General features: G+C 69.6%; 9 protein-coding genes and 1 pseudogene. 7 read left to right on the forward strand and 3 right to left on the reverse strand.

The window, feature by feature from the left end; translation table 11 throughout:
* Positions 1-767: 767 nt before the first annotated feature.
* Together AB0P35_RS40060 and AB0P35_RS40065 are read left to right on the forward strand one after the other, a co-directional pair.
* Positions 768-1,907 (forward strand): hypothetical protein, encoded by a 1,140-nt coding sequence (locus AB0P35_RS40060; protein WP_363521152.1) that lies wholly within the window; start codon positions 768-770, stop codon positions 1,905-1,907.
* Between the two features lie 1,081 nt (positions 1,908-2,988).
* Positions 2,989-3,489 carry a hypothetical protein gene (locus AB0P35_RS40065; RefSeq protein WP_363521155.1) on the forward strand — a complete coding sequence of 167 codons (501 nt, stop codon included), beginning with the start codon at positions 2,989-2,991 and terminating at the stop codon, positions 3,487-3,489.
* A 290-nt stretch (positions 3,490-3,779) separates the two neighbouring features.
* Here AB0P35_RS40065 and AB0P35_RS40070 read toward each other — a convergent pair whose 3' ends face one another.
* A complete protein-coding gene (locus tag AB0P35_RS40070; RefSeq protein ID WP_363521158.1) occupies positions 3,780-4,895 on the reverse strand; it encodes a serine hydrolase domain-containing protein in 1,116 nt (371 codons plus the stop codon).
* A 310-nt stretch (positions 4,896-5,205) separates the two neighbouring features.
* On the opposite strand from AB0P35_RS40070, the gene AB0P35_RS40075 reads away from it, so the two are divergent.
* The 4 genes from AB0P35_RS40075 to AB0P35_RS40090 all read left to right on the forward strand — a co-directional run bounded on the left by AB0P35_RS40075 (position 5,206) and on the right by AB0P35_RS40090 (position 7,483).
* A complete protein-coding gene (locus AB0P35_RS40075) occupies positions 5,206-6,087 on the forward strand; it encodes an AraC family transcriptional regulator (RefSeq protein WP_363521161.1) in 882 nt (293 codons plus the stop codon).
* A 198-nt stretch (positions 6,088-6,285) separates the two neighbouring features.
* Positions 6,286-6,699, forward strand: a complete 414-nt coding sequence (locus tag AB0P35_RS40080) for an RHS repeat domain-containing protein (protein ID WP_363521164.1) — start codon at positions 6,286-6,288, stop codon at positions 6,697-6,699.
* A complete protein-coding gene (locus tag AB0P35_RS40085) occupies positions 6,585-6,836 on the forward strand; it encodes a DNA/RNA non-specific endonuclease (RefSeq protein ID WP_363521176.1) in 252 nt (83 codons plus the stop codon). The genes AB0P35_RS40080 and AB0P35_RS40085 overlap by 115 nt, the downstream gene beginning before the upstream one ends.
* A gap of 107 nt (positions 6,837-6,943) precedes the next feature.
* Complete coding sequence (locus AB0P35_RS40090) at positions 6,944-7,483, forward strand: SMI1/KNR4 family protein (protein WP_363521167.1); 540 nt, start codon at positions 6,944-6,946, stop codon at positions 7,481-7,483.
* A gap of 81 nt (positions 7,484-7,564) precedes the next feature.
* On the opposite strand, the pseudogene AB0P35_RS40095 reads toward AB0P35_RS40090, so the two are convergent.
* A pseudogene (locus AB0P35_RS40095) lies at positions 7,565-7,812 on the reverse strand (DUF1524 domain-containing protein); the annotation flags it as partial.
* Positions 7,813-8,014: 202 nt separating this feature from the next.
* Positions 8,015-9,001: a hypothetical protein gene (locus AB0P35_RS40100; RefSeq protein ID WP_363521170.1), complete on the reverse strand. Its 987-nt coding sequence runs from the start codon at positions 8,999-9,001 to the stop codon at positions 8,015-8,017.
* Positions 9,002-9,903: 902 nt separating this feature from the next.
* Between AB0P35_RS40100 and AB0P35_RS40105 the strand changes: the two genes are divergently transcribed.
* Positions 9,904-11,235 (forward strand): HEAT repeat domain-containing protein, encoded by a 1,332-nt coding sequence (locus tag AB0P35_RS40105; protein WP_363521173.1) that lies wholly within the window; start codon positions 9,904-9,906, stop codon positions 11,233-11,235.
* The last annotated feature ends 65 nt before the right edge of the window (positions 11,236-11,300 follow it).

The following is an 11,300-nucleotide window of genomic DNA, read 5'->3' on the forward strand; positions in this document are numbered from 1 at the left end:
TGCCTGCGCGTCACACCCAGCAGTTCTACCGGGTTCCGCCCCGGAACGGGGCAGAACCCGGAAGATTGATCACAACCTCACACAGGCCCTAGGCCGTAGGTGTGGCGGCACGAGCGGTCCGGGCAGAGCCCTGCCACGGGGAGACATCGACGGTGAGCACCAGGCGGCCCCGGGTCCGCCCAAAGCCAGACGTTAAACGACAAGCTGACGGTGAGTCCCCGCTGATGTCCGGGCGGCGACAGGGCGGGGCGCACACGGGGGAGGTTGTGGTGGCGAGCCGGGCCGCGAAGACTGGCGGCATGTTCGGCCGGGGGAGCCCGACACGCTGAAGGGGCGTCATCTGAGCCAAGGCATTTTTCTCATGTGCGGCAGTTGGTACTTTTTGGGGCATGCTGAGGATGACGGGAGCGGCGGTCGGATTTGCCCCCGGGGGGCGGGCCACCGCTCGGGTGGGCGGTGGTTGGCGGGGCGGCGGCGGTCAGGGACCGGCCGGTGCGCCGGTACACCGCCCTGACGGGCCCCGGGTTCTTGGTCCTGGTTGTCCGGGCGTGGGTGGGTGCAGCCGCTCTTGTGCGGGGTACCGCATTTCACGCGCGGTCTGCGCCGTGCTTCTCGCCTCTGCGTGGCTGTTTTGGGTGGCGGCCGGTCCGTTGCCCGTCGCCCGGGCTGCGGGCGAGTGTACGGCGAGTTTGTGCGTCCTGAGTGCGAGCGCAGCGAACGCCCTGTACGTCCACCCCGGCAGTGTGCATGTCACCGGCAGCATCCTGGTGAACTCGACGAACAGTCAGGCCGCGCTGGTCAGCGGCACCGCCACGGTCACCACGACCGGGGGCACCATCGGCGGCCCGGCCGCCCCGGCCGGCTTCGCCACCTCCGGCGGCGGCTCCTACAGCCCGGCCCCGACCAACCAGGCTGCCGCCACCGACCCCTACGCCGCCCTGGCCCAGTGCCCGGCCGCCACCGCCTGCCCCACGACACCGGCCGCGCCCTACCCCAGCGTCAACCACATTTCCGGGAACCAGACGATCAACCCGGGGGTCTACACCAGCATCGCGAACCTGGGCGGCACCCTCACGCTCAACCCCGGCACCTACGTCGTCACCACCGGCATCACGATCTCTGGCGGGAAGCTGAACGGCACCGGCGTGACGATCTACCTCGCCTGCCCGACCTACCCGACGGCCTGCGGCACGCTCACCGCCGGCGCGTTCTTCGCCGACCAGACCGGAGGCAAGACCACCCTCAGCGCACCGACCACCGGGGCGTTCGCCGGTTTCTCGATCATCGCTGACCGCAACAACACCGCAGGGGTCTCGGTCTCCGGGAACGGTACCTGGATCACCGGCGGCGGCGCGATCTACACCGCCTCGGGGAAGCTGACCGCCACATCGGGCGGCAAGGCCAGCTTCACCCGAGCGGTCGTGGACAGCGTCGAGACCAGCGGCAGCAACAGCACCCAGATCAGCGTCATCCCCAACACCGGCACCCTGTCGATCAGCCTGCCCACCACCGCCGCCCTCGGCAGCGCGGCACCCGGCGGCACCATCAGTACGGCCCTCGGCCAGGTGACCGTCTCGGACGGGCGGGGACTGGCCACCAGCACGTGGACGGCGACGGTGTCCGCCACGAACTTCACCACCGGCACCGGCACGCCCGCCCAGACGATCACCACCGCCAACGTCTCCTACTGGTCCGGGCCCGCGACCAGCGCGAACGGCACCGTGACGACCACGCCGGGCCAGAACGACGCCTCCGCCAAACAGTCACTCAACAGCTCGAGACCCGCCTTCAGCTCCAGCGGCAACGGGAACAGCTCCGCCAGCTGGAACCCCACGGTGGTGATCACGATCCCCGCTGCCGCGGTGGCCGGCACCTACACCAGTACCATCACCCACTCCGTCGCCTGACCCCCCACCTGGAGACGGCCCGGCCTGCCTGCGACGGTCGAGGAGCAGCTCATCGCCCGTCAGGGCGAAGAACTCCGTACCAGGGACGAGATTATCCGCCGACTCCGGTTCGACCTTGCCGAACTGCGCGAGGATGCGGTGCTGAACGATACGGTCGCCCAGCACACGTTCCAGGAGCTCTCCGAGCAGCTGGCCAAGGCGGCGCCGCGCGGCAGCGGAACAGGTCGTGATCAACACCACCTTCGTCACCGTGCTCCTGGCATCCATGACGACCACCCTCGCCAACGCCTCCACCGAGGATCGGTGTCGCCCGGCGGCTGCGTGGGTTCGGCCCCGCCGGAGGCGGGCCGGTCGAGGCGCCACACGGTGCAGCGGGTGGTATGGACGGTGGACTCGAGGACGGTGCCGTTGCCCAGGACCTGCCGTGTAGGCAGAGCCGCACCGCAACACGTGCCGGGGGAGTTGGGGGTGTCGGGGCTACAGCTGTGAGGCGGGGAAGCGGCGCCGGAGTGCGCGGATGGCTCGGCGCCAAGAACGCGGCAGGCGTGGGCGGCGGGCGGGGAGGTAGAAGAAGGCTGGCATGGTCTCGGGGAAATGCGCCGACTGCCGGTGGCGACACCGGACTGTACCGGTGGAGGAAGTCCCACCGGCCGCCCGGAGCTTCGAGAGTTGTCCATATGGCTCTGCTGAAGTCACCGGACGGACGGTGGACCCGGGGGAATTCGTCCACCGTCCGTCCGGAGTCATACAGCGAGAAGGGCTTTACCGGCCGACGTGCCGACCCCGGCGCCGTTGAGCAGTTGCTCGGGAGCGCGGTCGATTCGGCGGACCGGTTGGTGTTCGTCTCGTGTCGTTCAGCGTCGCGGGCCGCGCCGATGTCACACCCTGCGGATTGTGACCTGCGCGACTAGGCCGAAGTCGGTCCGGGTCCGGCTGGACGGAGGACATGACACTTGGTCACCGTGTGGATACGGATAAATACATGAGTGCCCGTTGGGGAGGAGCCGGCCCCGCTTTCCGGCCCCTGGAGGATGAGAGAGAGCCCATGCGTATCCGATACTCCGTGGCCGCAGGGTCCGCGATGGTAGTCGCCATCGCCGGAGTGGCCAGTGCCGCGCCCGGTGACACGGCGGTGACGTTCTCTGTGTCCGGTGGTGCGTTGTCGATCACTGTGCCCGGCTCGGCGGGTCTGGGGAGCGTCCTGCCCGGGAACTCGGTCAGCGGTCAATTGGGCAATGTCACGGTGACCGACAGCCGCGCTCTGCTCACGGCCTCCTGGACCGCTTCTGTGGTCTCCACCAGCTTCACGACCGGTGCCGGCACCGCCCCCGAGACGATCCCGGCCAGTGCGGTCTCCTACTGGTCCGGAACCGCCACCTCCACCAGCGGGCAGGGCACCTTCACTCCCGGCCAGGCCACGGTGGGCCAGGCCCAGTCCCTCAGCGCCAGCCGTACCGCCTACACCCTCACCTCGGGCGTCGGCAACAACTCGGCGACCTGGAACCCTACGCTGATTGTCGTGATCCCCAGCGGTGCGGTGAACGGCGCCTACACCGGAACGGTGACGCACTCGATCGCATAGCCCGGGGCGCCTGGTGGACTTCGCCGCAACGGTGCGGACGTGGGCCTGTTGGCTCTGTTCAGGAGACCGGATTTGTCCGTCCGGCAGCGGGGTGGGCGGCGCCCATCGCCCACTGCTGCTTGTTGTTGCCCTTCTCCTGGGCGGCGGAAGTCAGGCGGCAACACGTCGCGCCGACACGCGCCTCGGGGGAGGTAAGCGCGGACCTGGAGGAGAAGATCTGCACGGCCCGGGGCTTGTGTCATCGCCTGCCGGCAGCCTGTGGGGGCCCAGACCGCCCCCTCGTCGCGCTATCAGTGCAGGCCACTGCAGGCGGCCATCACGATCTCCATGCCGCGGTTGTCCTCCTGCCGATCCCGGTCGATCATCTGGTTCATGACATAGGCCACCGTCATGCGTGAACCGGGATCGCTCACGACCAGCGAGCCGCCCCACCCGCCCCAGCCGAAGGTGTTGCCGAACTTACCGAAGCCCACCGTCCAGGACATCGGCATCCCCAGTACGCGGTCGTCACCGCGGAACACCTCCTGCCACGCGGGCTCGCAACCCTGGGGGGACAGCAGTCGCACGCCGCCTGCCGAGCCCTGGTTCGCCAATACCGATTGCACAAGGGCGACAGAGCGAGCGTTGCCGAAACCGTTCACAGCAGGGACCTGCGCACGGCGCCAGGCCATGGAGTTGACGTCCTTGACCCGGATCGCGGCACCGGTGTTCTCCCGGCGTGTGCCATCCGGTCCTGGCGGTGCGCTGGCGGCGTACTCGTCGCTCAGTGACGGCGGCGGGATGAGCGGTGCGACGCGGTGGTCATGCTCGGCGGAGAGCCCGATGTGGAAGTCCGCGCCCAGCGGTTCGGCCACCTCTTCGGCGAAGAACTCGCCAAGACTGCGGCCGGTGATGCGGCGGACGATCTCACCCACAAGAAAGCCGAAGGTGAGCGCGTGATAGCCGGCGGCCGTTCCTGGCTCCCATGCGGGCGCCTGCGCGGTCAGCCCTGCCGTCACGCTCTCCCAGTCGTAGAGGTCGTCGACCGCCGTCAGCCCGGACAGGTCCGGCAGCCCCGCGGTGTGCGACAGCACGTGCCGCACCAGCACGTTCTCCTTACCGGCCGCGGCGAACTCGGGCCAGTAGGCGGCGACCGGCGCAGAGAGATCGAGCTCGCCCCGGTCGGCCAGAATCAGCGCGCACAGGGCGGTCATGTTCTTGGTCGTCGAGTTCACGGCGGTGAGGGTGTCGCGCTCCCAGCTGACGGAGCGGTCCGCATCGGCGTACCCGCCCCAGATATCGACCACCTGCTCGCCGTCGATGTAGACGGCTGCCGAGGCACCCACGTCGTCCTTGCCGAGCAAAGCTGCTAGGGCCGCCCGGACTGCGTCAAACCGCGGCTCGCAAAATCCCTTAACATCAGCCATGGGCGTAAGCCTCGGGTAACGCCAGGGCTTCCTGCCCGACAATTCCCGCACTGGTTTTGTCGGGCGGGGCGCGATCAAATCCTCTCTACTCCGGCAAGGCGGCCTGACGGCCCCCTCAGTCGACCGCTTGTGTCTCCGCCCCGCGGTCGGCCGATGGCCCGGCCGGCGCCCGAGATCGCAGCGCCGACGACCGCCAGGGCGCCGCGCGCGGTGAGCGACTCCGGCTTGGGCTCGGGTATCGGCCGCTGCGGCTGGTTGGCAGGGTGGGCGTTCCAATGGTGGAGGCACACGTAAGGAAGGACGGATACGCGTGCTGGAGCGGCTGAATCAGGCGCTGGACCACTTGGAGGCCTGCCTCGACCGGGAGGTCGACATGGCCGAGGTGGCCCGGATCGCCGCGGTCTCGGAGTACCACTTCCGGCGGCTGTTCTCCACGCTCGCCGGGATGCCCCTCCCGGTCTACGTGCGGCGCCGACGGATGACCCTCGCCGGCGCCGATGTGCTGGCCGGGGAGCTCACGCTGCTCGATGTCGCGGTGCGATACGGGTACGGCTCGGGCGAGGCGTTCGCCCGGGCATTCCGGTCGGTGCACGGCATCGGGCCGGGCGAGGCCCGGCGCACGGGTGCGGTGCTCACGGCACAGCCACGCATGTCCTTCCGTGTGGTCGTCGAAGGGAGTGCGGCCATGCGGTACCGGATCGTGGAGAAGGAGCCGTTTCGGGTCGTCGGCCGGAAGGCCCGGGTCCCGCTGGTGCACGAGGGGGTCAACGCGGCCGCCGCGGCGCACGTAGAAAGCCTGGACGAGCAGGCGATCGCACGGATGAAGGAGCTTGCCGACCGGGAGCCGCCGGGGATCCTGTCGGCGGCGGTGTACCTGACCGACAGCCGGGAAGAGGGCGCCGAGGCGGACTACTGGATCGGCGTGGTGACCGGTCCCGAGGCGGCCGCCGAGGAGCTCGACGCCCTCGACGTGCCGGCCGGGACCTGGGCGGTGTTCGACAACCACGGGCCCTATCCGAGCGCCCTCCAGGAGCTGTGGCGAGACGTGTTCACGCAGTGGTTCCCCTCGAACCCGTACATGAGCCGGCCAGGTCCGGAGCTCCTGCGGACCCAGCCGGTGGAGATCGGCGCGGAGACCGACTCCCAGCTGTGGATCCCGGTCGAGCGGGGCAGCAGGAGCGCCGGGGCGTGAACACCGGTACCTGTCCCCGGAGTCCTAGCTCAGACACTTCCGCCAGGTAGGCATGGCCGACGTCGATGGCCTGCCAGGCAAAGCGGATCAGGCCCACTTGGTCCCGGCCTCGACCAGGCCGTCGCCGACGCCATCGCGCGTCTGCGCCCCCTTGCCCGCGACGGCAACTACGCACACCACACCGACATCGCCCACCACATGGTCGGCCTCACCCCCGCCACCCCATCCACCGCCCGGTGGATCGACGGCGAGGACACGGTCCGCACCCAGTGGCGCGACCCGGTGGAGGCCCGCCAGGCACACATCGGACGGTCGGTAGGGCCGGACCGCAGCCGCGCCCGGACACCCCCGCGGGCGAGCAGTAGGGTCGTCCGTCGCGACCTGCCCAACAACGCGGCTGACGGATGCCACGGGCGCGGGGTCACCCAGTACGAACGTGACGCGTTCGGCAGGGTCACCGCCGAGACCGATCCGCTCGGCGCCGTCACCCGCTACACCTGGGACACCGAGGGCAACCTGACCGCCCGCCAGGCTCCGGGCGGCGCAATCGAGACGTTCACCTCCTCGGCGCGCAGCTCGGCGGGTCGAACAAGGACCCGCGGAACTTCGTGACGATGCACCAGTACGCCAACACACCGGCCATGCGGGACTTCGAGACCCAGGTCCGCAAGGCCGTCGACGCCGGCGAGATCATCAGGTACCGGGCGACGCCCGCCTACAGTGGCAGCGTCTTCTGCCGCAGGGTGTGACGCTCGAGGCATTCGGCAACAAGGGCTTCAAGTTCCCGCCCAAGGGCTCGGTGGGCGGCACCAATGTTCTGAGCATCTGCAACAAGAAGAGGAAGTAGGACACGGCCATGCACGAAGCCGTCGAGCAGCTCGCCCAGCTCCTCCCCGGTCCCCACCGGGGCCGGGCCAAGAACTGGGACGCGATCGAAAGCACGCTCGGGACGGAACTTCCGGGCGATTACAAGGAGTTCGTCGAGGCAGTCGGCGGCGGCTACCTCGACCGCTACATGTACATCATGGAACCCGATTGCCCCAACGAGTACCACGACCTCGCCGCCAACACCGAGGAACGCACTGAGGCCTTCGAGCACCTCTGGGGCAGCTCGGAAGAGCCGCCCGCTGAGCTCAACGAGGACGGCGCTCGCCTAATCCCGTTCGCCTCCACCGACAATGGCGAGTTCCTCTATTGGCCGGTCCGCCCTGGACAGTCACCGGACAAGTGGGCCGTCATGGTCAACGAGGCCCGCGGCGAGTGGTGGGAGCGCTTCGACCTCGGCTTCGCCCCGTTCCTCCTCGGCGCGCTCACCGAAACACTCCGCGCCGAAATCCTCACCGACGACTTCCCTACCGACCCGCACACCTTCCAGCCGTTCGACCAGCCCAGCTGACCGCCCAGGCATCCGCAGCCGGTCGGCGGCGGCGGGTGCCGCGGGGGGCTCCTGCCGCAGGAGCCCTCCGCACTTCAACTCTCAGCAGCCGTTGAGGATGCCGGTCAGGGCACTCTTCTCGGCGGTGTCGACGGCGAGGCCGTAGTAGTACTTCACCTGCACCCAGGCGCGGACGTAGGTGCAGCGGTAGCTGGCGACGGGCGGCATCCACTCGGCCGGATCCTTGTCGCCCTTGCCCTGGTTGACGTCGCCGGTGACCGCGATCAACTGCGGGCGGGGAGGTCATTGGCGAACTGCTGGCGCTTCGCGCTGGTCCACCCCGACGCACCGACTGGCGGGGAGCGTCCTTCCAACCGTGCTGTATTCCAGACCCTGGTACCCCAGGCACGAGGCCTGCCGACTGGCCAACGCCCACGCCGTCGCGACGTCACAGGGCACTGACCGGCCGGCTCACCGGCGAAGCCACCACGACCTGGCGCGGGATCTGAGCCTCGGATCCCGGCGGGAACGCAGAGACAGCACACGGTGGGATCACCACCCGGACTCAGGCGAGGCGCGCAGCATGTGCCGGACGTCGCCCATCGTTCCGTGGCCCGGACTGCGGTAGCCGGTGAGGCCTCGGCTGATCTCGTCGAGAACGGCACGGCCGCGCAGGTCCCCGCGTGCGGCCAGTGCACCGGCCGCCTGGATCAACACGTCGATGTCGACCTCGGCGTCGTCGAGGCGGTCTGTGAGTGCGGCCCGCAGGGCTGGTGTGTCCAGTCGGGAGCGATACAGCGCGTAGGTCGCGGCGGCCCGGACAGTCGGCGCCGGGTCATCGGCCAGGTGCAGCGCGGCAGTCAGGATCTGCGGGTCGACGTCGGCGGCGCGGTGCGCGAGGGCGCTGACGAATGCACCCGCGGTCGCTCGGCGCACTGCCGGATCCGGGTCCGCGGCGCAACAGAGCAACGCCGCTACGAGGTTCCGGTCCAGCTCCGCGACGGGGCGGGCCAGGGCGCCCGCCGCCGCGACTACGGCCGCTCTTCGTACTACCGCGTCCGCGTGCCCGAGGTGCGGCAGGGCGGCCCGGTGGTCCTGCCAGCCGTGCATGTACAGGGCGCACAGCACGGCTCTCAGCGCGTACGGGTCCTGCTCGGTGTCGAGCAGCGGCCGCAGGAACGCGACGGCGATGTCCCCGAACTCGGGCTCGCCGTCCTCACCGTCGCTGCCGTCCAGGAAGTTGATGCCGAAGCCGAGGTAGTGGAGGGCGTCGAGAGCGAAGCGGCGCGCGGCGAGTGACGGTGCGTCCTGGACGCGGGCGCATGCCCAGTCGACGAGCTCGCGGTCGGCGCGGCGGGCGAGCGCCAAGAGCGGCTCCTCCCAGTCCGCGTGGTCCGGATCCGCGTGCACCAGGGCGCGGGCCATCAGTGTGTCCGGCGCACGGTACAGGCCCAGGTCGAACTCCAGCATGCTCACCACGCCCCGGCGGGCCTCCGGCCCGGTCGGGTCGGCGGCGAGGGCCGCCTTGGCGACGCGCACGCCGGTGCAGCACGAGGTCCTTGCCCGTCCCGCCGAGCAGGTTGCGTAGGACGTCGACCAGGCCCCGTTCGGCGGCCCAACCGACCGGGTCGACGCCGCCCGTCCACGGCCGCGAGGCATCGACGCCCCGCAGGTTGACCAGCTCCCACACCGCGTCGGCACGACCCGACCGGGCAGCGGCCTCCAGCAACGCGATACCCCCGGCCCCGCCAACACCTCGTCCGGGACACGGTCGAGGAGCCGTGCGAATTCGGACTCGTTGCCGTCGGTGAGCGCGAGGGTCAGCGCGTTGAGGTCCATCCGCGCGAGTCTGCCGTGACGAGTCGGCGCCGTCGAACAGATTTCCCACCTGCTCGACTGGCGGGGGCATCATCCAACTGTGCCGAATTCGACCCTGCTCGGGGTATCGGTCAGGGGCGGGCTCTGCGGTGCATGGCTGTCGACGCTGCTGATCTTGACTACCGGGCCCGGTCGACGGTTCCGGCGGGCCCGGCGCGACGGGTCAGCGTGCCAGCGCGACTGTCAGCTCCTCGTCCTGGCATCCGGCGGCGAGCTCGTGCAGTGCGTCGGCCTCGCGCTGGTCCACGGTCAGGCCCCAGCGAGTCTTGATCGCGGTCCAGTCGCCCAGGTAGGTGCAGCGGTAGCCAGCTGCGGGCGGCAGCCATTCAGCGATGTCCCTGTCGGCCTTCGACCGAAGCGCGCAGGTTCGCGGATTCTCGGTTAGCCAGCCATCAGCTGGAACTCACACGCTGAGGCTGCACAGGTGTGGACTGACAAGCGAGTTCCACTGGCGCCGTCTCCTGCAGCGCTTAGCCGAGCGCTTCGTCGCTAACGGGTGGACTCGGCATCGTCTCGCTGCTTCGGGTACGTTGCTCACTTCGAACACACCATCAGGGGGAGAGTTGACGGATTCGTCGTTGGACCTGGCTGGGCGGTTGGTCAGTGCCGTGATCGCCGGGGACACCGACACGGTGCGGACCTGTCTGGAAGAGGGTGCAGCACCGGACACCTTGGGTTCTGATGGACTGCCTTTGCTCTGTACCGCCGTGGCCAGGTTCGATCACCTCACTGCTGCGGTTCTGGTCGATGGGGGCGCCGACCAGGACCGCGAGCTTCCGGACGGCGGTACTCCCTTGCGGCAGGCGGTCGATACGGGCTCCCCCACGCTGGTCTCCGCGGTGCTCGGGAACGCCCCTCGGCTTCGTCTGTCCGAGGCTTCCCGGCGAGAACTGCTCGACCTGGCCCGGTACTGGCACGAGACGGGTGTGGTCGAAGAACTGCGCCGTCGGACCGGAGCCGCAGAACCGGCTGTCAAGCGCCAGGTCGACGACCCTCACGGTGACACGATCGACGAGTTCTCCCTCGGCGGGCGTACCGTGCGGGATGGCCACGGGGCCATCCTCACCCGCCTCGAGTGGGAGTTCGGTGTGTTCCCGCCTCTCGCCGAAGTGATGGCACGCGCCGTCCCGCACTCGCAGGAGGGGGACAGCAACTGGTTCGCCGTGGCCTTCTTCTTGGGCCAGCGCCGCGGCCCACGCATCTGGTCCGAGCTCGCCACGCTGCAGCAGCACCCCGATCCCCTATACCGCCGCTTCCTCGCGCAGGTCATATGGCACCGGAACTTTTGCGTGACGGTGGACCGTGCACCAGATGTCGCCCAGGATGCCGACTTCCTGGCCACCTGGGCACAGGAGGAGCCCGACGGGCAGGTACTCGCCGCGGTCCTGGAGGTCTACACCGGCAGGGATCACCCGGAGCAGGAGGCCATCGGCCTGCGGTACATCGGCCATCCGGACCCGAGCGTACGCAGCGAGGCCGTGTTCTGCGTGAGCCGGGAGCGGACCGCCCGCAGCAACGCGGCCACATCGGCACTGCTCGGCCTCGTCCACGATCCCGAGCCTGAGGTCCGGGCCTCCGTCGCCCAGGCGTTCGCCCCGCGGTTCACTCCCGACAACCGACTCGAGCCGGCGATTCGGGACGCGCTGCTCGTGCTGGTTCGCGACGGCACCCTCTGGGTACGGCGCCACGCCACACAGTCCCTCTCCAGCTCTGACGATCGGACCACGCCCACCCTGGATGCTTTCCTCGCACTTCTCGACGAGGAGGACCAGGACCTGCGTCTGGAGGCAGCCTGGGCACTCGCCCGCCGCGACCACCCGCGGACCGAGGAGGCGTACGAGCGGGTCGGACCGCTTGACGCGTTCTCAGAGGACGTTAAGTCCGTTTCTGGATGATCTGGTGTCGCCCGTTCGTGGGTACGGAGTCGTTCAGGCTGACTCCAGTGTCGTGTGCATGATGA

The organism is Kitasatospora sp. NPDC085879 (genome assembly GCF_040686255.1).
Taxonomy (GTDB): Bacteria; Actinomycetota; Actinomycetes; order Streptomycetales; family Streptomycetaceae; genus Kitasatospora.

Excerpts from the sequence above, each read along its gene's own strand:
- AB0P35_RS40080 (WP_363521164.1), top strand. The coding sequence starts at position 6,286 with ATGGTCGGCCTCACCCCCGCCACCCCATCCACCGCCCGGTGGATCGAC.
- AB0P35_RS40070 (WP_363521158.1), bottom strand. The coding sequence starts at position 4,895 with ATGGCTGATGTTAAGGGATTTTGCGAGCCGCGGTTTGACGCAGTCCGG.
- AB0P35_RS40065 (WP_363521155.1), top strand. The coding sequence starts at position 2,989 with ATGGTAGTCGCCATCGCCGGAGTGGCCAGTGCCGCGCCCGGTGACACG.
- AB0P35_RS40090 (WP_363521167.1), top strand. The coding sequence starts at position 6,944 with ATGCACGAAGCCGTCGAGCAGCTCGCCCAGCTCCTCCCCGGTCCCCAC.